The sequence below is a fragment of the Azonexus sp. R2A61 genome (assembly GCF_021401135.1).
Classification (GTDB): Bacteria; Pseudomonadota; Gammaproteobacteria; order Burkholderiales; family Rhodocyclaceae; genus Azonexus.
Genome location: NZ_JACBFO010000003.1, coordinates 97,346 through 121,689, shown reverse-complemented (window position 1 = coordinate 121,689; position 24,344 = coordinate 97,346). Strand labels below are relative to the sequence as shown.

Below are 24,344 nucleotides of genomic sequence, written 5' to 3'. Positions count from 1 at the left end.
TCAGTCCGGGTGATGGCAGGCGACCGCGTGGGTCGCCGAGCTCATGACGACCGCCGGATAGACCTCGCGACAACGCGCATCGGCCTTCGGGCAACGCGGATGGAAATGGCAGCCGCCCGGCGGTTTTGCCGGCGACGGCGTTTCGCCGGCCAGCGCAATACGCTGCCCGCCACCATCCAGCCGCGGCACCGGCACCGCCGACAGCAGCGCCCGGGTGTACGGATGGCGCGGCCGGCCGAGCACCTCTTCCGCCCCGCCCTGCTCGACGATACGACCGAGGTACATCACCGCGATGTCGTGCGCCAGGTACTCGACGACGGCGAAATTGTGCGTGATGAACAGGTAGGCGACGCCCAGCTCGGCCTGCAGCGTCTTCAGCAGGTTGAGGATCTGCGCCTGCACCGAGACGTCGAGCGCCGAGGTCGGCTCGTCGCAGACCAGCAGTTGCGGCTGCACGGCCAGCGCGCGGGCGATCGCGATGCGCTGGCGCTGGCCGCCGGAAAATTCGTGCGGGAAACGGTCGACCGCATCGGCCGGCAGACCGACCTGGGCCAGCAGTGCGGCGATCGCCACGCGCGGCCCGGCGGCGTTTTTGCCGCCGACGGCGAGCGCCGTCAGCCCCTCGCCGATGATTTCGCCGATGCGCAAACGCGGATTCAGCGACGCAAACGGATCCTGGAAGACCATCTGCGCCAGGCGCCGGGCATCGCGCAACCGGCGGGCGTCGGCCCCGACCAGTTCGTGGCCGGCCAGGCGGACACTGCCGGCGGTCGGCCGGATCAACTGCAGCAGCGCCTTGCCGACCGTCGTCTTGCCGCAACCCGATTCGCCGACCAGCGCCAGCGTGCGCCCCGGCGAAATGGCCAGCGACACGCCGTCGACCGCACGCACTTGGCCGACCGTCCGTTGCAGAATGCCCTTGCGGATCGGGAAATGCACCTGCAGCGCATTGATCGCCAGCAGGGGCTGAGGCGGAATTTCCGAGGGATTGCTGCGGTCGACCGCAGCAATGGCGGCTTTTTCCCCGGTCGCCGGCGGTGCCTGCCAGTGACAGCGCACGACATGGCCGTCCGCCACCTCGCGCCAGGCCGGCGACTGCGTGCGACAGACCGGCATCGCCTGCGGACAGCGCTCGGCAAAACGACAACCGGCCGGCATCGCCGCCAGCGACGGCACCTGACCGGGAATCGTCGCCAGCGCCGCGCCCCGGCGCGAAACCTCCGGCAAGGCGGCGAACAGCGCCTGGGTATAGGGATGGCGCGGCGCGCTGAAGAAGGCCTCGCGGCTGGCCACCTCGACCAGCTCGCCGGCGTACATGACGCCGATGCGCCGGGCCATGCGGGCGACCACGCCGAGGTCGTGGGTGATCAGCAGCATGGCCATGCCGCGGTCGACCTGCAGTTTGGCCAGCAAATCGAGGATCTGCGCCTGCACGGTGACATCAAGCGCGGTGGTCGGCTCGTCGGCAATCAGCAGTTCCGGCTCGCCGGCCAGCGCGATGGCGATCATCACCCGCTGCTTCATGCCGCCGGACAGCTGGAACGGATATTCGTCGAGCCGTCGCTCGGGATCGGCAATGCCGACCTGGCGCAGCAAGGCCAGCGCCTGTCCGCGGGCCGCGTCGCCGCGCAGGCCGCGATGGCGTTCGAGCACCTCGCCGATCTGCCGGCCGACGGTTAGCACCGGGTTGAGACTGGTGCCCGGTTCCTGGAAGATCATCGCCAGCCGGCCGCCGCGATAGTCGCGCAATTCGGCTTCCGGCAGCGCCAACAGATCGACACCGTCGAATTCGACACGCCCGCCGGCGACCCGGCCGGCCGGCGGCAGCAGACGCAGGATGCCCTGCGCGGTCGCCGACTTGCCGCACCCGGATTCGCCAAGCAGAGCAAAGGTTTCACCGCGCGAAATCGTGAAAGAAACGCCGTCGACCGCAAGCAGCGTGCGTTCTCCCACCGAAAAGCCCAGACGCAGGTCGGCAATCTTCAACATCAGGCGGCCCTCGGATCGAACGCGTCGCGCACCGCGTCGGCAAACAGGTTGGCCGCCAGCACCAGCAGGAACATGGCGGCAAAGGCGGCGGTCAGCGACCACCAGACGACCGGTTCGCGGCCGAGCTCCATGCGCGCGTTGTCGATCATCGTGCCGAAGCTGTTGGTGGTCGGATCGACACCGATGCCGACGTAGGACAGCACCGCCTCGGCCAGCACCAGCCCGGAGAAGTCCATGACCAGCGAGATGATCACGATGTGCATCAGGTTGGGCAGGATGTGGCGCAGGATGATGCGCCCGCTCGACACGCCGAAGGCCTGCGCTGCCTGGATGTATTCGAGCTCGCGCAGCTTCAGCGTCTCGCCGCGCAGCAGCCGGCACAGGCCGGTCCACGACGTCACGCCGAGAATCAGGCACAGGGCCAGCAGGCGCAGGTCGGCCCGCTCGGCGGCGGTGGCGAACCATTGCGGATGGGTGTCGATCAGCACCTGCATCATCAGGATCGCCGCAGCGATCAGCAGCACGCCGGGAATCGAGTTGAGCACCGTGTAGACGTACTGGATCAGATCGTCGACCCAGCCGCGGAAATAGCCGGCAACGATGCCCAGCAGCACGGCCAGCGGCAACATCACCAGCGTCGTCACCAGACCGATGATCAACGCCGTGCGCACGCTCTTGAGAATCTGATAGAGCACATCCTGCCCCACCTTGTCGGTGCCGAACACATGGTAGTCGCCGGCCAGCGCGAACATGGGCACGAGCACCAGCAGCAACCCGCCCAGCGCCGCCAGCACCGCGTTCCAGGCAAACGGCGTGCGTCCCTGCCAGACCTGCCGCCAGCCGCCCTGCCGGGCAGCCACGGCCGCCGCCACGGCCAGCCAGGCGAGCACCGCGAACAGCGTGGCGCGGCCGGCGGTCAGCGCGATGTCCGCCGGGGCCAGCCGGGGATCGGCCAGATGCGCCCCGCCATGCTTCAACCGGGGAAACTCGCGGACGCTGCCGACGCCCGGCACATCGACGGTTTCCCTGGCGAAGGCATGCGTCGCGAAAGGCGCCGAATAGCTCTTCTCCTGCTGCGTCCGCAACCGCACCGCCAATGCATCGAGCGCCGACAGCACCTCGACTGAATAACGCAACGGCTCGCCCGGCTGGCCATCGAGCGCCGGCCGGTAATGCAGCGAATCGAGCAGGCCGACTGCGGCAAAAGCCAGCAGCACGGTGGCCGCCGCCATGCCCAGGCGGTTGGCGCCGACCCGTCGCCAGGCAGCGAGCAGCGGCGGGGTGCGGACAATCAGCACGGCAATGCCGACGGCCGCCGCGACCAGCAGCCAGACCAGCAGGTCCGACCACAGCATGACGAACTGCCAGTCCTTCATGAGAAGCGGATCCTCGGATCGACCAGCGTGTAGGAAATGTCGGTCAGGATCAGCCCGACGATATAGAGCAGCGAGCCGATGAAGACCATCGAACGCACGACTGCGAAATCCTGGGCGCCGATCGCGTCGATCGTGTAACTGCCGAGCCCGGGGATGCCGAAAAAGGATTCGGTCAGCAGCGAGCCCATGAACAGCGTCGGGATGACCACCACCACGCCGGTCAGGATCGGAATCAAGGCGTTGCGCAGGATGTGCCGGAAGAACACCGCATGTTCGCCCAGCCCCTTGGCGCGCGCCGTGCGTACGTAATCCTTGCCGACCTCCTCGAGAAAGATCGTCCGGTACCAGCGCGTCGACCCGCCGATGCCCGACACGACGCCGATCAGCACCGGCAGCACCAGGAAACGCCAGGCGTCGAGGCCATCGGCGTAACCCGAGATCGGCACCAGCCGGAACAGCTTGGCGAACAGGAACTGGCCGCCGATGATGTAGAACAACCCGGACACCGACATCGCCGCGACGCACAGCACGACACCCCAGACATCGAGCGGCGTGGCGCGGAAGAAGGCTAGCGCCAGCGCACTGACGACGGCGACGAACAGGCCGAGCACGAAAGTGGGCAGGGCGATGGCCAGCGACGGCCCCATCCGGGTGGCAATTTCCCGGGCGATATCGCGGCCGTCTTCGGCGCGCCCGAAATCGCCGACGAACATGCGTGCCGATTTCTCGAAAAAGATGGTGTCGGTCACGGTCGACAGCCCGCTGGCGGCAGAATTCACGAACAGCGGCTTGTCGTAGCCGCGCTCCGCCTTCCACTGGACAATGGCGTCCGGGGTCACGCGTTTGACGCCGAGTTGCATGCGCGCCATGTCGTCGGGCGTATTGACGACGAAGAACAGCGCGAAGGTGATCAGGTTCACCCCGATCAGGATCGGAATCGCGTACAGCAGGCGACGGACGAGATAGGCGAGCATCGGCCGGATTATGGCAGAACTCGCCGGCCGTACGGCGCACCGCCGGCCGCGCGGAAATGCGGATTTTTGCCAGCCCGCCGACTTCGGGCACAATGACCGCCGGAAAAACACGAGGACACCCCCGCCATGACGGCCACGGCCGCCGCCCTTTCCTACCGGCAAACCCCCGAACGGACGACCTGCCTGCTGGCCGGCGACTGGCGGGCGGACGCCCGGCAGCCGGAGACCGCGCCACCGTCGTGGCAGGCCGGCACGGCGCTCGACTTCGACTGCAGCGCCCTCGGCGAGTGGGACAGCAGCCTGCTCGCCCGCGTGCTGCAGATCGCCGGCGCCGCCGGCGCGGCTGGCTGCCAGGTCGATCTGGCTGGGTTGCCGGGCGGACTGGCGCGGCTGGTCCGGCTGGCGGCAGCCGTCCCGCGTCGGGAACAGCCTGTCCCCGTCCATGAAAACGGCGTGCTCGACCACGTCGGCCGGGTGGCGCTGGCGATCTGGTCGAGAATCCCGCAGACCCTGGCCTTCGTCGGCGAACTGAGCCGCTCGCTGGCCCGGCTGGCCGGCGGCAAGGCCGGCTTCCAGCGCGCCGACCTGCTGCTCTTCCTCGAAGACGCCGGACCGCGCGCGCTGCCCATTGTCTCGCTGATCAGTTTCCTGGTCGGCACCATCCTGGCCTACATGGGCGCCGCCCAGTTGGCCATGTTCGGTGCCCAGATCTACATCGCCAACCTGGTCGGCGTCGGCATGGTGCGCGAGATCGCCGCACTGATGACCGGCATCATCCTGGCCGGCCGCACCGGCGCCGCCTACGCCGCCCAGCTGGGCACCATGCAGGTCAACGAGGAAATCGACGCGCTGCGGACCTTCGGCCTGCCGGCCAGCGACTTCCTGGTACTGCCGCGCTTCCTGGCGCTGGTCGCCATGGCCCCGCTGCTGACGCTGTACGCCGGCCTGGTCGGCATCGTCGCCGGCATGCTGATTGCCACCACGGTATTCGACGTCGGCGCCTATGCCTATTACACGCAAACCCTGCAGGCCCTGTCGCTGACCCACATCGCGGTCGGGTTGATCAAGGGAACCGTCTATGGCGCACTGGTCGCCGTCGCCGGCTGCCTGTGCGGCATGCGCTGCGGACGCAGCGCACAGGCGGTGGGCGAAGCGACGACGGCGGCGGTGGTGCTCGGCATCCTGCTGATCACCGTTTCCGCCTCGTTGCTGACCATCCTGTTCCAGCGGCTGGGAATCTGAGATGCAAGCGATCGACGCCGCCATCGAAGTCGACGCGCTGACCATGCGCTACGGCGACCGCCTGATCCAGCGCGACCTCAGCTTCACCGTTGCGCGCGGCGACATCTTCATCATCATGGGCGGCAGCGGCTGCGGCAAGAGCACGCTGCTGCGCCACCTGATCGGCCTGCAGGAACCGGCCGCCGGCCGCGTACGCTTCGCCGGCCGCGATCTGTGGCACAGCGACGAGGCAACGCGCAACGCCATCCAGCGCCGCTGCGGCGTGCTGTTCCAGAGCGGTGCGTTGTGGAGCTCGCTGACGCTGATCGAAAACATCATGCTGCCGATGAAGCGCATCGGCGGCTTCGACGATGCACTGGCGCGCGAACTGGCTGAGGTCAAACTGGCGCTGGTCGGGCTGGCCGGTTTTGCGGAGTTCTATCCGTCGGAAATCAGCGGCGGCATGAAGAAGCGCGCCGCACTGGCCCGTGCCATGGCGCTCGACCCGGACATCCTGTTCTTCGACGAACCTTCGGCCGGCCTCGACCCGCTCAGCTCGGCCCACCTCGACGAACTGATCCTCGAATTGCGGGCCAGCCTGGGGGCCACCATCGTCGTCGTCACCCACGAACTGCCCAGCATCTTCGCCATCGGCAACAACGCCGTCTTTCTCGACGCCGACAGCCGGACGATGATCGCCACCGGCGACCCGAAAATCCTCGCCGAATCCGGACCGGATACCGTGCGCGCCTTTCTCAGCAGGGGGAAAACCACTTGAGCCAGAAAACCCATTCGACCCTGATCGGCGGCTTCGTGATCGGCGCGCTGGCGCTGGCCATGGCCGCCATCTTCCTGCTCAGCGGCGGCGATCTGTGGAAGAAGAAATCGCGCTACGTGATGTATTTCGAAGGCTCGGTCTATGGTCTGCAGGTCGGCGCGCCGGTCGTCTTCCGCGGCGTGACGATCGGTACCGTCAAACACATCGGCATCGCGCTCGACACGGCATCGCGGGCCTTCTACGTCCCGGTCGAGGCCGAACTCTTCTCGACCTCGGCTTCCGACCTCGAGGGACGCACGCTGGAAATCGACAGCGTGATCACCGGCGAGCAACTGGTGAAGAACGGCCTGCGCGCGCAATTGGCCATGCAAAGCCTGTTGACCGGACAACTCTACATCGACCTCGATTTCCACACCGACACCGCCGACACGCTTCGCCTGCAGGGCGACGACGGCATCCCGGAAATCCCCACCGTCCCGACGCCGGTGCAACGGCTGAAGCGGCATTTCGAAAACATCGACGTCGAGAAGTTGGTGCAGGACATTTCGGCGGTTGCCGCCAGCTTGCGCAGCCGCAGCGAAAGCAAGGAACTCGACCGCAGCCTGGCGACGCTGGCCAGGACGCTGGACAACATCGAGAAGCTGACCGCCCGCCTCGAACAGGGAAGCGGACCGCTGCTCGCCGACGCCCACGACACGCTGAAGGAAACCCGCCAGGCCATGCACTCGGCGCAGGAAGCCATGCGCAACATCTCGACGCTGGCCAGCGAAATGCGCGAGAGCACTGCCGACAACTCGCTGCTGCAGCAGAACATCCACCGTGCGCTCAAGGAAACCACCCGGGCCGCCACTGCCGTCCGGCAATTGTCGGAATCCATCGAACGCCAACCCGAGTCGCTATTGCGCGGCCGCACCGGAGAATGAGATGACCAAGGCCATCCTCGGCGCCCTCGCCGTCACCCTGCTTGCTGCCTGTTCGACGACGCCGCCCAGCCGCTACTACGTCCTCGACACATTGGCCCAGCCGGCGGCCGGCAGCCGCATCGACACCGGCAGCCTGGGCATCGGCATCGTGCGCCTGCCCGAATACCTTGCCCGGCCGCAGATCGTCGCCCGCAGCGACGGTGCCCGGCTGCAACTCCACGAACAGGATCGCTGGAGCGAACCGCTGGAAGATGGCGTGCGCCGGGTCCTCGCCGAAAACCTCGGCCGCCGGCTCGGTCCCGGCCAGGTCCAGCAATTGCCGCCGCCCCCGGGGCTGTCGATCGGCCAGCGCCTGCAGGTCGATATTTCGCGTTTCGATACCGGCCCGGACAACGAACTCCGACTCGATGCACGATGGACGCTGAGCCGCGGCAAGCAGCAGGCCGACGCCCACGAAAGCCGGATCCGCATCGCCACCGACGGCGCGACGCCCGCGGCCACCGTCGCAGCGATGAACCAGGCGCTGGCCCGGCTATCCGACGAAATCGCGGCAGTGGCCGGCGCAACACCGGCCGGCTCGCGCTGATCCTGCGGTCGACGCCCCGTTCGCGGCAAATTCTGAAAAATGGTAAAAGCGGCCCGGCCAAGCGCCGGGAATCTTATTGATCAGGCATAATCGCCCCGCTTCGTCTCACGCCGGACCGACCCGATGAATACAGTGCAGCAGAAAACAAAAAAGCGTCCCGGAGGACGCTTGTTCGTAGGGCCGCTGGCGGAGAGGGAGGGATTCGAACCCTCGGTAGGCTCACACCTACGCCTGATTTCGAGTCAGGTACATTCGACCACTCTGCCACCTCTCCGCGGCGGGGGCGAATCATAACACAACAAATGCGCCGGATTCATAGCTTTTTCCTGCTGATCGCCCTTTTGCCGGTGCTCGCCTGTAACCGGACGCCGCTGCCTTTCCCGACGCCGGGCAAGCAGGACCTGGTGGTATTGACCCGCCCCGGCCCGCTCAGCTACCTCAGCGACGAGGCCGGCAACATCAGCGGCCTGGAGCACGATCTGGTCAGCGCCCTGGCCGCCGACCTGGGTGTGCGGGTGCAGCACCAGCTGGCAACGCCGGAAACGCTGCAGGCCCAATTGCAAGACGAGCAGTACCACCTGGCCGCCGCCTGGCTGTCCCCGCCGGACGACGGCAGCCAGCAGGCCAGCCTGCCGCTGTTCGAAACGCACGACGTGCTGGCCCAGAACGAAGCCTCGTTGCCGCTGACCGAACTGTCGCAACTGGCCGGCAAGACCGTGCATGCGATGGCCGGCTCGCGCCAGGCGGCCACCATCCGCCGGCTGGCCGCGACGATTCCCGAGCTGCGGCTGGTCGAAGTCGGTCAGGGCGACGTACTCGACCTGGTCGAAGCGCTGGGCGAGCACAAGGTCAATTACGTGGCGATGGATGCCCGGCTCGAAGACGTGGCCAACCAGTACGTGCCCAACCTGCGCGCCACGCTGGCGCTGAGCGAACCGGCGCCGATCGTCTGGCTGCTCGGACCGGCACCGAATCCGGAGATGAAGGCGCGCATCGAAGCCTTCATCGAACGCATCCGCAGCGACGGCACGCTCGATCGGCTGGAAGAACGCTATTTCGGCCATGTCCGGCGACTCAAGCAGGCCGACATCGTCAAGTTCCTCGGCCAGATCGAAAGCACGCTGCCGCGGCTGCGCCCGCATTTCCACGCCGCCGAGCGACTGACCGGCATCGACTGGCGACTGCTGGCCGCGCTGGCTTACCAGGAATCGCACTGGGACCCGTTCGCCACCAGCTACACCAACGTCCGCGGCATCATGATGCTGACCGAGGAAACCGCCGACCGGCTCGGCGTGGAAAACCGGCTCGACACCCGCGACAGCATCATCGGCGGCGCGCGTTACGTGAATCTGCTGAAGGACATGCTGCCGGCCGACATCCCAGAACCGGATCGCACCTGGCTGGCGCTGGCCGGCTACAACATCGGCCCCGGCCACCTCAGTGCGGCGCGCACCATCGCCCGCCAGCAGAAGGCCGATCCCGACGCCTGGTACGACATGAAACGCATCCTGCCGCTGCTCGCCAAACCGCAGTACTACAGCCGGCTCAAATCGGGCCGCGCGCGCGGCGGCGAGGCGGTGATCCTGGTCGAGAACATCCGCAGCTACTACGACATCCTGGTTCGCAACGAGCCGCCGCTGCCGGCGCTACCGGGCAAACTGGCGGAAATCCCGGGCAGCGCGCCCGGGCTCAAGCTCAAGCGCTGAAGGGACGCAAAGGACTGGGGCGGACGACACCACCGCCGACACGAGCCGAATGCCTGCCACCGGCCGCGCCTGCGGCACTGGCCACGCGCCAGGCGCGGCCAGCCCGCGCCGCAACGATCAGCGCGCCGGTTCCAGCAGTTCCAGACCGCCCATGTAGGAACGCAGGGCGGCCGGTACTTCAACGCTGCCATCGGCGCGCTGATTGTTTTCCAGAATGGCCACCAGCGTACGACCGACGGCCAGGCCGGAGCCGTTCAGCGTATGCACCAGCTCCGGCTTGTTCTTGTCATTGCGGAAACGCGCCTGCATGCGGCGGGCCTGGAAAGCACCGAAGTTGGAGCAGGAGGAAATCTCGCGGTAGGTGTCCTGCGCCGGCAGCCAGACTTCGAGGTCGTAGGTCTTGGCGGCGGAGAAGCCCATGTCGCCGGAACACAGCACGATGCGGCGGTACGGCAGTTCGAGCGCTTCGAGAATCGCTTCGGCGTGGCCGGTCAGTTCTTCATGGGCTGCGGTCGACAGGTCCGGATGGACGATTTGCACCAACTCCACCTTGTCGAACTGGTGCTGGCGGATCATGCCGCGCACGTCGCGCCCGCCGGAGCCGGCTTCGGAACGGAAGCACGGCGTGTGGCAGACGAGCTTGAGCGGCAGCGCCTCGGCGGCGAGGATTTCGTCGCGGACGATGTTGGTCACCGGCACTTCGGCGGTCGGGATCAGGTAGAGCGGGTCCTGCTCGCCGCGCAGCACCTTGAACAGGTCTTCCTCGAACTTGGGCAACTGGCCGGTGCCGTGCAGGCTGGCGGCGTTGACCAGGTAAGGTGCATAGAGCTCGGTGTAGCCGTGCTTTGCGGTGTGCGTGTCGAGCATGAACTGGGCGAGCGCGCGGTGCAGGCGGGCCAGGCCGCCCTTGAGCAGCGAGAAGCGGGCGCCGGAAATTTTGGCGGCGGTGGCGAAATCGAGCTGGCCGAGGCCTTCGCCGACATCGGTGTGATCCTTGACCGGGAAATCGAAGGCCTTCGGCGTGCCCCAGCGCTTGATCTCGACGTTGGCGCTTTCGTCGGCGCCGACCGGCACCGAGTCGTCGGGGATGTTCGGCAGCGCGGCGAGGATCGCGTTGAACTCGCCGAGCAGTTCGGCCAGCCGGGCTTCGGAAGCCTTCAGTTCGTCGCCCAGCGCACCGACCTGCGCCATCACTTCGGACGCGTCCTCGCCCTTGCCCTTGAGCATGCCGATCTGTTTGGAGAGGCTGTTGCGCTGCGCCTGCAGTTCCTGCGTGCGCGTCTGCAGCGTCTTGCGCTCGGCTTCGAGGGCCGAGAAGGCGGAAAAGTCGATCGGCTTGCCGCGCTTGGCCAGGCCGGCGGCGACGGTATCGAGGTTGGCGCGAAGTTGTTGGATGTCGAGCATGGCTTTTTCCCTGATTGTTGCGGTCGACCGCAGAAAAGCCCGAAAAAAGGCGCCGCGGCGAAAGCGCGGATTATACGCGAGGGCCGTCGATGGCCGGCGCAGCCGACGGGCCGGTTATCATTGCAGCTTTGCCGTTCGCCCTGCCCCGCCATTCGTCATGCGTCTGCCGTTTTTCATCCTTGCCTGCCTGCTGGCCCGCCCCGTGCTGGCCGATCCCCTGATCCACACCTGGTGCCATGAACTCGACCAACGCCTGCGCAGCGTTTCCGGCGAACAATGCCGGCGCCAGGGCTTCGTTGCCGATCCGACGGTACGCACGCCGGGCGGCCGCGCGCTGGTCTGGCACGACGTCGCGCCACGCGGTCGCGAACCGGACAAGGCGCCGCACGTGCTGGTCATCGGCGGCATCCACGGCGACGAACTGACCTCGATCTCGGTGGTCTTCCGCTGGCTGCAGTGGATCAAGGACCCGGCCGCCGGCAATTACCACTGGCGCATCGTGCCGCTGGTCAACCCGGACGGCCTGATGCTGCGCCCGCCGACGCGCGCCAACGCCAACGGCGTCGACCTCAACCGCAACTTCCCGACGCCGGACTGGGACAAAAATGCGGAAAAATACTGGGTCGACCGCACCAAGCGCGACCCGCGCCGTTTTCCCGGCAAGGCGGCCGGGTCGGAAATCGAAACGCAATGGCTGGTCAAGCAGATCGACGAGTTCCAGCCCGACCTGATCATTTCCATCCACGCGCCCTACAACCTGCTCGACTACGACGGCCCGGCGCCGCAGCCGTTGCGCTTCGGCCGCCTGGCGCTCAACCGGCTGGGCGTCTACCCCGGCTCGCTGGGCAACTACGGCGGCCTGCACAAACAGATTCCGGTGATCACCATCGAACTGCCCAACGCCGCCACCATGCCGCAGCAACGCGAGCAGCGGCAGATGTGGGAAGACATGCTGACGTGGATGAAACGGACCATCGAGCCACGCAAGAAAGCGCCGATTCCTGCGGTCGACCGCAAGTAAGCGGCAAAAACTACTTCTTGCCCGCCTTGCGATCGAGTTCGCGCAGGTGGGCCAGCTTCTCGCCGATCTTGCCTTCCAGCCCGCGCGGCGTCGGCTGGTACCAGCGCGGCTCGGCCATGCCGTCCGGCAGGTAGCTCTCGCCGGCGGCGTAGGCCTCCGGCTCGTCGTGCGCGTAGCGGTATTCCTTGCCGTAGCCGAGTTCCTTCATCAACTTGGTCGGCGCGTTGCGCAGATGCACCGGCACCGGTTTCGAAGCCTCCTTGGCGACGAAGGCGCGGGCCTGGTTCCAGGCCATGTAGCCGGCGTTCGACTTGGCCGCGACGGCCAGGTAGATGACCGCCTGGGCCAGCGCCAGCTCGCCCTCGGGCGAACCGAGGCGCTCGTAGGTGGCGGCGGCGTCGTTGGCGATCTGCATCGCCCGCGGATCGGCCAGGCCGATGTCCTCCCAGGCCATGCGCACGATGCGCCGGGCCAGGTAACGCGGATCGGCGCCGCCGTCGATCATCCGCCCGAACCAGTAAAGCGCGCCGTCCGGGCTGGAACCGCGCACCGACTTGTGCAGTGCCGAAATCTGGTCGTAGAAGGCATCGCCGCCCTTGTCGAAACGACGCAGGTTCTGCGCCATGGTTTCTTCGATGAAAGCACCGTCGACCGCAGCAACCCCGGCCGCCCGCGCCGCCGTGCGCACCTGTTCGAGCAGGTTGAGCAGGCGCCGGGCGTCGCCGTCGGCCAGCCCGGTCAGGCGCGTCTTCGCGTCGTCGTCAAAAGCCAGGTCGGCCAGCGCCCGCGCCTGGGCGCGGTCGAACAATTGCCCCATCTCGGCTTCGTCGAGCGACTTCAGCACATAGACCGACGCCCGCGACAACAGCGCCGAATTGACCTCGAACGACGGGTTTTCGGTCGTCGCGCCGATGAAGGTGAACAGCCCGCTTTCGACAAAGGGCAAAAAGCCGTCCTGCTGCGACTTGTTGAAGCGGTGGATTTCATCGACGAAGAGGATGGTCCGCTTGCCCTGCGCCTTCCACAGCTCGGCCTGGGCCACCGCCTCGCGCACCTCCTTGATCCCGGAAAACACCGCCGACAGCGCGATGAACTCGCACTGGAACTGCGTCGCCATCATCCGCGCCAGCGTGGTCTTGCCAACGCCCGGCGGCCCCCACAGGATCATCGAATGCGGCTGGCCCGACGCGAATGCCAGGCGCAGTGGCTTGCCCGGCCCGAGCAGATGCTGCTGGCCGATCACCTCGTCCGGCGTCTGCGGGCGCAACTGTTCAGCCAGCGGCGCGGAACGGTCAACTTCGTTGGTGGAAAACAAATCGCTCATGAACTCAACCCCAGGCGCGCGAAAACACTTCATCCAGCGCGGCAACGATGGCCTCGCCCTCGCTCGCCAGCGAAGCGACACAAGGCCCCAGCGCATCGAGCGGCACGGAAACCATCTCCAGCGGATTCAGGATCACCTTGCGCCCCTCGACGAAAAACGCCGGCGTCACCCGCGACGCCGGCAAACTCACCTGCTGCTGCGCCACATCGCTGGCCACCAGCGGCACCACGACCCGGCGTCGACGCTCGTCGAAGACCGCCGACTGCACGACCACGACAAAGGGAATCAGCGCCGCGTGCCGCCCGGCGTTACGATGCACATCGAACTGGCTCATAGCGTCGAATGCTCGTCGGCAAACGAACCGTTCAGCGCCTCCAGGCGGTTCCACGCCTCGGCCACCGCCGCATAATGCTGGCGCTGCTCATCGCGGCGCAGGCGCTCGCGCTCGACGAACTCGGCCAGCAAGGCATCGACCGTGGCCGACAGATTGGCGGTGTACTGCCGCGCCCGCTCGACGTTGCCCTCATTGAGCAACAAATTGACCGGGCGCTTGGCCGGCGAGGTTTGGGGCAGCGATTTCATCCGGCAATCTCCTCTGCGCATGGTATGCGCAGCAAACAAATAAATCCACTCAGCGCACCGCATCCAGCGGCGACACCACACCCCGCCCGCCCCGGTTGAGTACATGCGTGTAGATCATCGTCGTCGACACATCCGAGTGGCCCAGCAGTTCCTGGACGGTACGGATGTCGTAGCCCGATTCCAGCAGGTGGGTGGCAAAGGAATGGCGCAAGGTATGCGGCGTCGCCGGCTTGACAAGAGCAGCCTCCCGGACAGCCTGCTTCATCGCACGCTGGAATGCCTGGTCAAGGAGATGATGGCGCCGAACCTCGCCACTGCGCGGATCTTCCGACAACCCGGCGGCCGGAAACACGTACTGCCACCCCCATTCACGCCCTGCCCCCGGATACTTCCGCGACAGGGCATAAGGCAAGAAAACCGGCGCCACAGCATCCGCCAGATCACGCTCATGCAGTTCGCGAACCCGCAGCAAATGCGCCTGTAGCGGTTCAATGGCGGAGGCGGGCAGCATGGTGACCCGATCCTTGAAGCCCTTGCCATCGCGGATGAGGATTTCCCGCCGCGAAAACTCGATGTCCTTCACCCGGAGACGCAAGCACTCCATGATGCGCATGCCCGTGCCATACAACAAGCCACCGATCAAACGATGGGTTCCGACCAATCGATTCAGGACGGCATGCACCTCATCCCTGGTCAGGACCACGGGCAAACGTTTCGGCGCCTTGGCACGCTCGACGTTATCCAGCCACGGAAGGTCCATTTCAAGAACTTCGCGATACAGGAACAGCAAGGCGCTTTTGGCCTGATTCTGCGTCGACGCCGCCACCTTTCCCGCCACGGCAAGATGCGTCAGAAATGCCGCCACCTCGACAGCACCCATCCCATCAGGATGACGCTTGCCATGATGCAGGATAAATCGTCTAATCCAATCGGTATAAGCCTCTTCGGTACGCAAGCTGTAGTGCTTCAAGCGAATTTTCTCGCGCACTCGGTCAAGCAATCTGGGGGCCGTAGTGCCAAGAGGCTTCTGCAACGAAGGATTCAAGATGTTCATCGCGCCCCCCTAAAATCAGCCAAGTCACTGAAACAACATGATACTGTTTTTTTATCCAGCGTATATGGCGGATAGCTTCCCGTCAATTAGGTTCCACATTTAACGTTATGCATCATGACTGAATACACTTCCGAGCATTGGGAACCGTACTTCGACGAAGAAGAGGCGAAAGCCGTTATTGGCAAGCACCTTCTTGTGGGTGTCACGCATCGAAACCACAGCGAAGAAGTCACAGGCCTCGAACAGTTTCACGGCGAGATCATTCGTGCCAGCCGAGAGGAAGGGATCATCCTTCGTTTGAGCGGCTCAGACAAAGAGCGCTGGGTGCCGCCCGACCTTTCCCGCCTAGAGCCAGCGACTCCGGGCAACTACAGACTCAAAGACTCAGGCGAGGTGGTTGTTGATCCAGACCTCCTTTCAACGTGGACGGTTTACCCGCCAAAACAATCACAGTAATGTGCCGCCCGATGCATAACCCTTCGCTCGACCACGCTCCCCTCGGTCGCTGGACGCTGCGCGATAAAGCCGCGCAGCGCCGGTCAGCTACACGTTAGGTGTCAGCCCTCTATGCGCGAAGCTCTCGTCGTTGTTTCTGGCTTGCTAGCTGGCGTTGTCCTGTGGATTCCTTTCGGGGTCGGGTTAGCGGCTCATCGTTACAAGCTCGGAGGGGCAATCTTAAAAAGTACCAATAAGTGGGTTCTGCTAGCCGCTGCTCCCCCAGGTAGTTACTCGCTACTCGGGAAACTTGGCTTTGTCGTACTTGTGCTTATTTGGCTGGTTGTTTTTTTCGGTGCTATGGCTATCCCTGCGCTTGTCGCCAAACTACTTCAAGTTCCAGAGGCATCGCCCTCCGTTATGTACGCTGTCTATGCAAATTTATTAATTGGTGCTGTCGCCTTTATTGCAGGCCCAGCTATTTGGCGTCGTCTTGCACTATGACCCCTAACATTTCGGTCAAGGCGCGGCCTTCGGCCGCTGGGACGTCCCGCAAGCGGGCCGCCCCTTACCTACAACGTTAGCCCGCACACCATGAGCATCGAGCCGTTATCGTCAATTGAAGAAGTGGTTCCTTTTCTCGCCGAGTGCGCTTTGCCTGTCGCCGATATTTCGCCATCGCCGTTGCTTCATTTCTTTGGCGTTCGCGTCGGTGGTGGTTTAGTCGCTGTGGTGGGGATCGAACTCTATCCGCCCTTTGCCTTGCTGCGTTCCCTCGCTGTCGTCCCTGCGTTTCGGGGTCGCGGTCTTGCTCATGAGTTGGTTGGGTACGCTGAGTCGTTTGCGGCCGCGCAAAATGTTGAAGCGGTGTTTCTTCTCACAACCACCGCCGAAGGGTTTTTTCTGCGGCTTGGTTACTCGCCCGCTTCTCGCAGTTCGGCGCCATCGGTCATTCGGGCCACGTCGCAGTTCTCGGGTCTTTGCCCGTCTTCGTCAGCGTTTCTGTCAAAGCGGGTTGCGCCAGTGCGGGCTAACCCTGCGGTCAACCCGGACCTTGCGCAGAAAGCCGCGCAAGGCCGGTTACCTTGAACGTTAGGCCTCGGCGGAAGCACTTTCCACTAACCACTGAGATGCGCGTCTTCATCGACATTTCGCTACTTACACCTAGCACGGCGATCGGCCGAGTGTCCGGGCCAATGGACTTTCCATCACTCCCGCGTACAGGAGAGCTTGTCTCGCTCAGCAGCGCCGTTGTTCCGAATGCCGGTTTCTCTGGGCAAATCGCCGTACAGCAAGTCATTCACAGTCCCACAATGTCGGGGCAGGAACCCATGCTCTCCCTCGCAGATATCGTTTCGCCCACGCCAGAAGCGGCAGCGTCTATTGGTCAGGCACTGGAGCAGTTCTACGGCCTGTTCTTCGAGGCATACGAGAAATGAGGCCCATCGTGTACTGGCATTTCTCCCCGTCACACAGCCAGGCATTTCTTGCACGAGAGCCGCGGCCTAACCCGCCGCTCCAGGGGACGCCCGAGAAGCTGCGCTTCTCGGTTCCCTCCGGCCTTCGGCCTCCGGTCGCCCCTGAGCTAGCACGTTGGGCGTCATGAAAATCCCCGCGAAATTTGTTTCGTTATCGCTCTTGGCACTATCTGTTGTGGGAGTGGCCGCTTGTTCATACATCGTGTCTCGGTACGAGCAAGCCTTCGAGGCTACCACCAATGGGGACCCGTACTCTCTTGTCGTGAAGCGTTTCGGCAAGCCAAGCGTCACCGAATATCCTGCACAACCATTTCTACGCTATGCCATGCCGTCCCAAGCCTGTAATACACCATGTGCATTCAGAGTGTGGTGGGAGCATCCAGTGCTCAAAGGCATGGTCGGTAGAGTTCAACGACAAAAACCAAGTCATTCACACTGCCCATTGGCTGTCTCCATGACATACACACCCAACACTACAATCCACCGGACTGTCAAAAAACTGCGCTTTTTGCCATCCGGTGATTTTCAACGTTGGGCGTCATGAGATTCGAGGTCATTAAACACAATAGGCGAGGAAGCCAAAAAAACTGGTGGCATCGCTATTTTTGGTCGCAGCACGAGTACTGGGCGAAATTCGCTGTCAGCAAGGCGGCTCACAAAGCTAAAGCAGCAAAGTTATCTGGTAGCGGCAGCTACTTCTTTTGGAACCAGGTTTCATTGCGGGCAGCAGCTTTTTGCGAGCGCACTTTTGGGCCGGTTCCCAAGTTGCTGACCCAGCGCCCAATAAAGCGCAGCCCTTTTGCTCTTTCGTCGCCCGAGGTAAGCCGCTGGCTTCATGTTCAGCCCCCATTTCACTCGCGGAAAAGAGGGTATTTGTGCCAATAGCAGCGGCTTTAACGCCCAACAATCCGCTCCACCGGACTGTCGGCCAGCTTCGCTGCCCGCCGTCCGGTGAGCTTCATCGTTGGGCGTCATGATCAAGGACTCTCCACCGATCAATGAATCTCAAGCCCTGGCGCGTGACCAGCTCGTGTCGCTCTGTCGGCAAATGCTCAATGGTGAATTGTCATTCTTTGAAGGTGCAATCCAAGTCTGCTCTCTTCGCTCCAGCATCGGTGTGTCGGAAACTGACTCTGACCTCCTGGCGTTCGTGGCTATCGAATCCGAAACTGATCATCTTCCTCCACGGCAAATCCAGCATCGCTGGTCCAGCGAGGCGCTCCAGCGGGTACAGCCTGAATTTGAGAAAACCGAAACCTGGGCGAAGGAGTTTGCCAGTCAGGCATGCCAAAACCTCATTGAAAGGTTTTCCCTGCAATGACGCCCAACATCACAATCCACCGGACCTCCAGCAAGCTGCGCTTGCCTCCGTCCGGTGATTTTCAACGTTGGGCCGCATGAAAGACGTTCCGATTTCCATCGAACCGGAAGGCGAAGAGTTCTCGACTCTGTGTTCCTGCTGCAGCCGACCCATTTATTGGGGGCACGGCTGGCTCATGTCTGAAGGCCAGTCACTGGCGGCATTTTGGTATCAATGGTCTGAGGGGCATCAGGGGCGATTCAGCTTGGCTATAGCGCGCTTCGACGATGATGATCTCTTAGTCCCAGGGGTTGCTTGTGTTTCAGCCAGAATTGAAGCTCACGTACTCGTCTATACCATCCTTGAACCCGAAGCTGCTCCTTGGCCCGACTTTGGAGCTTTCGGCGCAATTGCTAATCGCGAATCGGCGTTGGAAGATGGCCAAAGAGTCTTTGCGCTGGTTGATGCTATTGCTGCGAATGACAGCCGTCTCTCAACAAGAATTCTCGCAACTGGGCTACAAGCGTAGGCAGAGTTAAATGCGGCCCAACCCATCCATCAACCCGGACGCTGCGCGATGAAACCGCGCAGCGCCGGTTATGTCAGACGTTGGGCGTCATAAACCATGTACCCCGATCTACGCGGAATTGAGTTCGATTGGTTTGCCACGGACCTTGATGGCAACGTTGCTCTCTTCGCTACCGCAGGCGAAGGGTTCTTCCCTGAATCGGTCGCCGAACACCACGAAGATCATTCATCACTCTCGGAGTCGCTGCCTGCACCGAGAACCGGAACGCCGGAGGTTTGGAAGGACTATGCCGCTCTTGGCCTGTACGTGTTCGACTGGGCACTTCCAGGCGGCCCTTACGAAATGCGAGCATCCCCGACGTCATCTGCTGCCCGCGCGCTAATCAATAAGGTCATGGCTGTGCCGGAGCTTCCAAGATTCAAGGGGTCGTTCTCTGGCCTAAGTTCGCTGGAGTGTTGGCAATGACGCCCAACCCTGCGGTCAACCGGACCTTGCGCATAAAGCCGCGCAAGGCCGGTTACCTTGAACGTTAGAGCTTCTCAGCATGAATCCTGAATGGACAAGTCGTGGCAAAACAATTGCGCAGTTAATTGAGGAGCTTCGTTCCTTTGAAGATCAAAGCCTTGAGGTTCGTATCTCCTTGGATGCTGGCTCTACCTCGTATCCAATATCACTGGTTGCGAAAAGAAATGGAAAGTACGCGATTCTTGAAAATAGCCAAGACGAGCCAACAGCCATTCAACATGACGCAACGCTCTAACAATTCCGTCGAGAGGGACGTCCGCAAGCTACGCTTGCGGTTCCCTTCGCCTGCGGCTCCAGCCGCCCCTCACGTCAAACGTTAGCCCTCTCATGAAGATTCCCACTTTCATCCTCGGTTGGTTCTGCCTCATATCGAGTGCTCTCGGTCAGACATCCCTTGTCGAAGGGGGCCTGTACTCGACGCGCCAAGAAAACGGAAGCTATTCAGTGCTCAAGATTCTCAAGCTCGATCCCGATGGTGTCCACGTTCGCCTCTATAGCAACCAGTTCCCCAGCCATCCGTCGCAGCTTGACGAGAAATCGCTCTACATAGCCGGTATGAACCGAAAGCCCAATGAATCACTGGGCATGGGCCACGCTCCAATAAGTCGTCGTTCATTTTCATCTTGGGGGGCCCGCTTCATCAAAGTCGTTCCGGTTACTGCTGACGAATTTGAGGGCTACAACATGTGGAAGGAGGCAGAGGGTGGCTATTTCTAGAGCGAGGGCTAACCCGCCGCTCCAGGGGACGCCCGGCAAGCTACGCTTGCCGGTGCCCTCCGGCCTTCGGCCTCCGGTCGCCCCTGAGCTAGCACGTTAGGCCGTATGACCATGTCCATCCGCAAAATATTTGCTGTCGTCGCGCTGATCGGGGTCGCCTTCGTGGCTGGCGGCATTACCTGCTACTCGTACTTCGTCGAAAAGATCGTTCGTCAGGTCGATACCACTACTGAAGATTTGCTGCTTGAAAAGACAATGGTGTTGCAGCTCCTGCGGGAAGGCCATCTGTCCGATGCCGATGCTCAGCTCGATTCCATCGCGTGGAATCAGATGGTCAGCCTTGGCCATAGAGTAGAAAAAGGTCAAAGTGTCCCCGTGCGGCTGCGTCCGGCGGTCGAGTACAACTGCAACTACTTCCGAGCCAATGAACCAACCCCTTATGCAAGGCCTGCCGAGCTTCGGTCCTATTGGTGCACTCTTCTTCAAAAGAAATAGGTGCGGTGTTTAAGGTGCGGCCTAACGCTGCGGTCAAGGCCGCTCCGGCCTTCGGCCTCCGCTGGACGCTGCGCGATAAACCGCCGCGCAGCGCCCCTTACCTCCAACGTTAGCCATAATGAACGATCTCTGGGGACCAATTGACGAAGCCATCTGGCGACACACACCTTGTGTAGCCGGGCGCTGCGCTACAGAAAATGATGTGGCCGCTGGCCGCGCGGTGTTTTACGTGCCAAATGGATCTGAGCCCGCTCAGGTCCCGATCCCAAGTTGCGCGTTTCAGACTCTCGATGACGGCTCCGAACTACCCGTTGTCATCATTCAAGCCGAATCTATTTCTACTGGAACCGCAGTTGGTGTTCGCCCCTTAGCTGGCGGCAATAGCGTTTGTCTTCTCTCCGAGGTTCGCATCTTGCCCAGCGGCTTTCAGGTCAAAAATGCTGGCTAACCCATCCATCGAGAGGGACCGCCTATCGGCGGCCCCTCATGTCAAACGTTAGATGCTATGTATAGAGTGACGCTAATCTGTACAGGATTGACCGAAACCGAGGGTCGCGGTGCGATATCAGATCTCCTCGAAGAGTTTTCTCATCGCCCTTGGCACACAGATGCTGCGTTTAAGTGGAAAGAAGGAACCCTTCGTTTTTTGGCAACCAATGACTTTGATAAAAATGGCATGGCACTACTCGATGAGTATGGCGATGCAATAAATGCCTGCATTAATTATTCTGGCAATATTCACCTTGAGGTGGAGCCTGTTCGCGATGTGTAACCGTTTTACATCTAACCCTACGCTCAAGTTCGCTCCCTCCGGTCGCTGGGACGCGCCTTCGGCGCGCCCCTTAGCTGCACGTTAGCCACCCAAGCCATGCGCCTTCTCTACCCTTGTGATCCCTTCAACAAGAAGGACCCCGACGAAACCTATGCTGAGGAGTTCTTGGCCGCTCAGACTGCTGGCATGGCGTGCTCGCTCTACTCAGCAGAGGATTTCGAGTCCGGTGATTTCAAGCCGCGTCCGCTCTTCGCTTCAGAGGAAGAGGTCCTCTACCGTGGATGGATGCTAAACCCGAACGGCTATGGGCAATTGCTGGACGCAATTGAGTGTAACGGCGCTCGTGCAGTTACTTCCGTTGCGCAGTATTGCCTCTGTCACTACCTCCCAGAGTGGTACTCACTCTGCAAAGATTTCACTCCCGAAACCATCTTTGTAGAGAAGGGCGCAGACTATGCAGCCGCCGTTGCTAATCTTCATTGGCCCGCCTTCTTCGTCAAAGACTATGTGAAGTCGCTGACCACAAACCGGGGCTCGGTCGCGAACTCGGTCGGAGAAGTCGCAGAGGTCGTCTCGCTAATTGAGAAATACAGGGGCCAAGTTGAGGGTGGCGTCTGCATCAGGAAATTTGAGCACTTGGCTCCCGACACCGAAGAGCGCTACTTTGTGTTTCGAGGCAAACCTTATGCACGCAACGGTGTTGTACCTGAGATCGTTCAATCTATCGCACCACGAATCGACAGCCCATTCTTCTCCGTGGACGTTGTGCTCTCCGCCGATGGTACGCCGCGCCTCATCGAGCTCGGCGATGGTCAGGTCTCCGACCGAAAGCAGTGGCCTGTTGAACGCTTTCTGGAGATATTTCGTGGCTAACCGGGCGGTCGAGGGGACGGCCTGCAAGCTGCGCTTGCAGGTGCCCTCCGCGCTTCGCGCTCCGGCCGCTCCTCACCTTCAACGTTGGGCCTCGCAAAGCATGCGGCGTCTCTTTGCATTCTCTTTCACAGCGGTCATGTGTGGCTCCTTGGCAGGTTGCTGTGCCTTCATGCCATGCCACCCCGCCACTTCGCTTGTCGGCGCAGTTCGGGACACCAACGGTCTTCCTGTCGCCAATGCGACGGTCACAATGTATGGTGCTACGACCGCCACTGACTCGAGAGGCTGCTTCAACGTGCATCGTGCCGATGCGATGCCGTTCACTTTTTCGGTTGCGGCGGCTGGCTACCAGTCCGCCCAAGTTGAAGCACAGGCAGGTTTCTATCGGGTCAGTGCCAAACTTGCGCGTACGCAGTCGCCGGATCAAAGCCAAATCGAGTGGGTTGCCATTTCTCCAAACGAGTACAGCTCATCTACGCCATGCGAACACTAAGTTTTGAGCTAGTCGTCAAGCGCGGCCCAACCCATCATTCCACCGGACCTGCGCGAAAAGCCGCGCAGGCCGGTGAATTCAGACGTTAGGCATGCACCATGGTGGCCTTCCTTTACACACTTGCCGCTGCTTTCATCTCTCATCTCATGGCCATCGTTATGCTCGTAACTTGGCTGCTCAAAAAGAGATGGCGGCATTTTCTAATCGCCGTCGCAAGTGCTGTTACTGGTGGAGTGGCCGGGTTCATGGCTCCGTCTAGTGGCATGTCGTTTTACGCCATTAAGGCCGACGTGATCGGTTTCTTTCTGGAGTTTTCCCTTAGCGAGGCACGTGCCACAATCGGGTCTGCGCTTGGCCTTTTCCTTAGCATTTCGCTTATCGTCTGGTTCTCCAGGCGTAAAGTTCATGCCTAACCCATCGATCGAGAGGGACCGCCGAGAAGCTGCGCTTCTCAGTTCCCTTCGCGGCTTCGCCGCTTCGGCGGCCCCTCATCTCAAACGTTAGAACTCAAATGCACATCCCACTCAACACTAAGGGCCGTATAAGCAATAGCGAGCATCGCGGACATTGCGTTCTAGTACGAGATGACAGAGAAAATTCAGGTGGTTTTCTCGTTATTGAGTGGTGGGAAAACTCGACAGGGCCAAATGCAAATGGGGCGTTTGATTCCTGGGTTGAAAACATCTCCTCGCTTAAACAGTTCTTCGCCGAATCAGCGTGGGTAATAGAGTGGACCAGCTAATTCAATCCCGGCCCATGAGTTCTAACATTCCGGTCAAGGCGCGGCCTTCGGCCGCTGGGACGTCCCGCAAGCGGGCCGCCCCTTACCTACAACGTTAGGCCACTGTCCCGACTATGCCTGATCTCTTACTTCCACTCGCTGTCTTCGGGGTGCTTCTCGCGGTTGTGTTTTCGCCAGTTCTCGTCGCGCTGGTGCTGGTCGCCCGAGGAGGGAGCGCTGTGCCCAAGCGCAGCACATTTGTCTTCGTAGCCTCCGCCCTAGCGTATGGTGCCGCGCTTCTGCTTTGGCTCATCGTCACCGTGCCAATTCGTCTGTTTGTCGCATATGTGTATCCACAGTTGGGGCTGAGCTTTCCTTCAACTCGTGCCTGGGAATCGCTCTGGGTTATTCCCCTCTATCGCATTGGCGAGTTTCCGCAGTATGTCTTTCCCGTTCTACTGCTTGCGCTGGGTTGGGCCATGGTTGTATTCCTTTGGTGTCGGTGGCCGCAAATTGCACGCGCTCTGGCCTAACACTGCGGTCAAGGCCGCTCCCTCCGGTCGCTGGACGCTGCGCGATAAAGCGCCGCGCAGCGCCCCTTACCTACAACGTTAGAGCTCCTCAGCATGAATCCTGAATGGACAAGTCGTGGCAAAACAATTGCGCAGTTAGGGAGTGTGGACAATCAGGCGAGCCAAATCAGAGCGGCGGCGATAGAAATGAATGCTTCGAACCGGGTGTCGAGTTTGTCGTAGCGCGTAGCGATACGGCGAAACTGCTTCAGGCGGGCAAAGAACCTTTCGATGAGATTTCGGCTTTTATAAACATGCTTGTCATAGCTTCTGAGCACCTTCCGATTGGCTTTCGGCGGAATGACGGCCGTGGCGTTCATTGCCTCGATACAGTCAATGAGGCTGGTGGCGTCAACCGCCTTGTCGGCTACGACAGCGCCCACGTTCTCCATGCCATCGATGAGATTGGCGGCTTCGGTGATGTTGTTAGCAACACAGTAAAAATGACCCAGGGCATCAACTGAAAATTGACCCACCTCACTTTTTTCAGAAACGC

At 62.2% G+C, this 24,344-nt stretch carries 28 protein-coding genes and 1 tRNA gene; 19 read left to right on the top strand and 10 right to left on the bottom strand.

Annotation, left to right across the window (positions count from 1 at the left end; translation table 11 throughout):
* The 3 genes from L0962_RS10280 to L0962_RS10270 are packed head-to-tail and all read right to left on the bottom strand — an operon-like array spanning nt 1 to nt 4,339.
* Nucleotides 1-1,989 (bottom strand): ABC transporter ATP-binding protein, encoded by a 1,989-nt coding sequence (locus L0962_RS10280; RefSeq protein WP_234086340.1) that lies wholly within the window; start codon nt 1,987-1,989, stop codon nt 1-3.
* A complete protein-coding gene (locus L0962_RS10275; RefSeq protein ID WP_234086339.1) occupies nt 1,989-3,365 on the bottom strand; it encodes an ABC transporter permease in 1,377 nt (458 codons plus the stop codon). The genes L0962_RS10280 and L0962_RS10275 overlap by 1 nt, the downstream gene beginning before the upstream one ends.
* A complete protein-coding gene (locus L0962_RS10270; protein WP_234086338.1) occupies nt 3,362-4,339 on the bottom strand; it encodes an ABC transporter permease in 978 nt (325 codons plus the stop codon). The genes L0962_RS10275 and L0962_RS10270 overlap by 4 nt, the downstream gene beginning before the upstream one ends.
* A gap of 126 nt (nt 4,340-4,465) precedes the next feature.
* Here L0962_RS10270 and L0962_RS10265 point away from each other — a divergent pair, with 126 nt between their 5' ends.
* Genes L0962_RS10265 through L0962_RS10250 form a run of 4 tightly spaced genes read left to right on the top strand, consistent with a single transcriptional unit; the run spans nt 4,466 to nt 7,847 of the window.
* On the top strand, nt 4,466-5,581 hold the full coding sequence (locus L0962_RS10265) for an ABC transporter permease (protein WP_234086337.1): 1,116 nt from the start codon (nt 4,466-4,468) through the stop codon (nt 5,579-5,581).
* Nucleotide 5,582: 1 nt separating this feature from the next.
* Nucleotides 5,583-6,338: an ABC transporter ATP-binding protein gene (locus L0962_RS10260; protein WP_234086336.1), complete on the top strand. Its 756-nt coding sequence runs from the start codon at nt 5,583-5,585 to the stop codon at nt 6,336-6,338.
* Nucleotides 6,335-7,261, top strand: a complete 927-nt coding sequence (locus L0962_RS10255) for an MlaD family protein (RefSeq protein ID WP_234086335.1) — start codon at nt 6,335-6,337, stop codon at nt 7,259-7,261. Before L0962_RS10260 ends, L0962_RS10255 begins: the two co-directional genes overlap by 4 nt.
* A gap of 1 nt (nt 7,262) precedes the next feature.
* Nucleotides 7,263-7,847, top strand: coding sequence for a membrane integrity-associated transporter subunit PqiC (locus tag L0962_RS10250; RefSeq protein WP_234086334.1), 585 nt, complete (start codon nt 7,263-7,265; stop codon nt 7,845-7,847).
* A 184-nt stretch (nt 7,848-8,031) separates the two neighbouring features.
* Here the strand turns inward: L0962_RS10250 and L0962_RS10245 are convergent.
* Nucleotides 8,032-8,121, bottom strand: a tRNA-Ser gene (locus L0962_RS10245).
* A 28-nt stretch (nt 8,122-8,149) separates the two neighbouring features.
* Here L0962_RS10245 and mltF point away from each other — a divergent pair.
* Nucleotides 8,150-9,553 (top strand): membrane-bound lytic murein transglycosylase MltF, encoded by a 1,404-nt coding sequence (gene mltF, locus L0962_RS10240; protein ID WP_234086333.1) that lies wholly within the window; start codon nt 8,150-8,152, stop codon nt 9,551-9,553.
* A gap of 117 nt (nt 9,554-9,670) precedes the next feature.
* Here the strand turns inward: mltF and serS are convergent, their stop codons facing one another.
* A complete protein-coding gene (serS, locus tag L0962_RS10235; RefSeq protein ID WP_234086332.1) occupies nt 9,671-10,957 on the bottom strand; it encodes a serine--tRNA ligase in 1,287 nt (428 codons plus the stop codon).
* 157 nt (nt 10,958-11,114) lie between these two features.
* Between serS and L0962_RS10230 the strand changes: the two genes are divergently transcribed.
* On the top strand, nt 11,115-11,978 hold the full coding sequence (locus L0962_RS10230) for a M14 family murein peptide amidase A (protein ID WP_234086331.1): 864 nt from the start codon (nt 11,115-11,117) through the stop codon (nt 11,976-11,978).
* Nucleotides 11,979-11,988: 10 nt separating this feature from the next.
* Here L0962_RS10230 and L0962_RS10225 read toward each other — a convergent pair whose 3' ends face one another.
* From L0962_RS10225 to L0962_RS10210, 4 genes are read right to left on the bottom strand one after another with little or no spacing between them, the layout of a single operon-like run.
* A complete protein-coding gene (locus tag L0962_RS10225) occupies nt 11,989-13,302 on the bottom strand; it encodes a replication-associated recombination protein A (RefSeq protein WP_234086330.1) in 1,314 nt (437 codons plus the stop codon).
* Nucleotides 13,303-13,306: 4 nt separating this feature from the next.
* Entirely contained in the window at nt 13,307-13,636 is a 330-nt protein-coding gene (locus tag L0962_RS10220) for a CcdB family protein (RefSeq protein ID WP_234086329.1), read from the bottom strand.
* Nucleotides 13,633-13,884 (bottom strand): type II toxin-antitoxin system CcdA family antitoxin, encoded by a 252-nt coding sequence (locus L0962_RS10215; protein ID WP_234086328.1) that lies wholly within the window; start codon nt 13,882-13,884, stop codon nt 13,633-13,635. The genes L0962_RS10220 and L0962_RS10215 overlap by 4 nt, the downstream gene beginning before the upstream one ends.
* Nucleotides 13,885-13,933: 49 nt before the next feature.
* Nucleotides 13,934-14,938: an integron integrase gene (locus L0962_RS10210; protein ID WP_234086327.1), complete on the bottom strand. Its 1,005-nt coding sequence runs from the start codon at nt 14,936-14,938 to the stop codon at nt 13,934-13,936.
* A 114-nt stretch (nt 14,939-15,052) separates the two neighbouring features.
* On the opposite strand from L0962_RS10210, the gene L0962_RS10205 reads away from it, so the two are divergent.
* The 13 genes from L0962_RS10205 (at nt 15,053) to L0962_RS10150 (ending at nt 22,968) form a co-directional block, all read left to right on the top strand.
* Entirely contained in the window at nt 15,053-15,394 is a 342-nt protein-coding gene (locus L0962_RS10205) for a hypothetical protein (RefSeq protein WP_234086326.1), read from the top strand.
* A 111-nt stretch (nt 15,395-15,505) separates the two neighbouring features.
* The gene (locus L0962_RS10200; RefSeq protein ID WP_234086325.1) at nt 15,506-15,877 is read left to right on the top strand and encodes a hypothetical protein; all 372 of its coding nucleotides are present in this window, start codon (nt 15,506-15,508) and stop codon (nt 15,875-15,877) included.
* 90 nt (nt 15,878-15,967) lie between these two features.
* Nucleotides 15,968-16,462, top strand: a complete 495-nt coding sequence (arsN2, locus tag L0962_RS10195) for an arsenic resistance N-acetyltransferase ArsN2 (RefSeq protein WP_234086324.1) — start codon at nt 15,968-15,970, stop codon at nt 16,460-16,462.
* A gap of 41 nt (nt 16,463-16,503) precedes the next feature.
* Nucleotides 16,504-16,812 (top strand): hypothetical protein, encoded by a 309-nt coding sequence (locus tag L0962_RS10190; protein ID WP_234086323.1) that lies wholly within the window; start codon nt 16,504-16,506, stop codon nt 16,810-16,812.
* A 1,012-nt stretch (nt 16,813-17,824) separates the two neighbouring features.
* On the top strand, nt 17,825-18,172 hold the full coding sequence (locus L0962_RS10185; protein ID WP_234086322.1) for a DUF2489 domain-containing protein: 348 nt from the start codon (nt 17,825-17,827) through the stop codon (nt 18,170-18,172).
* A 76-nt stretch (nt 18,173-18,248) separates the two neighbouring features.
* The gene (locus tag L0962_RS10180; RefSeq protein WP_234086321.1) at nt 18,249-18,680 is read left to right on the top strand and encodes a hypothetical protein; all 432 of its coding nucleotides are present in this window, start codon (nt 18,249-18,251) and stop codon (nt 18,678-18,680) included.
* Nucleotides 18,681-19,224: 544 nt separating this feature from the next.
* The gene (locus tag L0962_RS10175; RefSeq protein ID WP_234086320.1) at nt 19,225-19,440 is read left to right on the top strand and encodes a hypothetical protein; all 216 of its coding nucleotides are present in this window, start codon (nt 19,225-19,227) and stop codon (nt 19,438-19,440) included.
* A gap of 92 nt (nt 19,441-19,532) precedes the next feature.
* On the top strand, nt 19,533-19,922 hold the full coding sequence (locus L0962_RS10170; protein ID WP_234086319.1) for a hypothetical protein: 390 nt from the start codon (nt 19,533-19,535) through the stop codon (nt 19,920-19,922).
* Nucleotides 19,923-20,033: 111 nt separating this feature from the next.
* On the top strand, nt 20,034-20,417 hold the full coding sequence (locus L0962_RS10165) for a hypothetical protein (protein WP_234086318.1): 384 nt from the start codon (nt 20,034-20,036) through the stop codon (nt 20,415-20,417).
* 535 nt (nt 20,418-20,952) lie between these two features.
* Nucleotides 20,953-21,189: a hypothetical protein gene (locus L0962_RS10160; RefSeq protein WP_234086317.1), complete on the top strand. Its 237-nt coding sequence runs from the start codon at nt 20,953-20,955 to the stop codon at nt 21,187-21,189.
* A 96-nt stretch (nt 21,190-21,285) separates the two neighbouring features.
* Nucleotides 21,286-22,062 carry an ATP-grasp domain-containing protein gene (locus L0962_RS10155; protein WP_234086316.1) on the top strand — a complete coding sequence of 259 codons (777 nt, stop codon included), beginning with the start codon at nt 21,286-21,288 and terminating at the stop codon, nt 22,060-22,062.
* The gene (locus tag L0962_RS18315) at nt 21,968-22,555 is read left to right on the top strand and encodes a carboxypeptidase-like regulatory domain-containing protein (protein WP_367398025.1); all 588 of its coding nucleotides are present in this window, start codon (nt 21,968-21,970) and stop codon (nt 22,553-22,555) included. The genes L0962_RS10155 and L0962_RS18315 overlap by 95 nt, the downstream gene beginning before the upstream one ends.
* 98 nt (nt 22,556-22,653) lie before the next feature.
* Nucleotides 22,654-22,968, top strand: a complete 315-nt coding sequence (locus tag L0962_RS10150) for a hypothetical protein (RefSeq protein ID WP_234086315.1) — start codon at nt 22,654-22,656, stop codon at nt 22,966-22,968.
* 993 nt (nt 22,969-23,961) lie between these two features.
* On the opposite strand, the gene L0962_RS10145 is transcribed toward L0962_RS10150, so the two are convergent.
* Nucleotides 23,962-24,324, bottom strand: a complete 363-nt coding sequence (locus L0962_RS10145; protein ID WP_367398024.1) for a transposase — start codon at nt 24,322-24,324, stop codon at nt 23,962-23,964.
* Nucleotides 24,325-24,344: the final 20 nt, after the last annotated feature.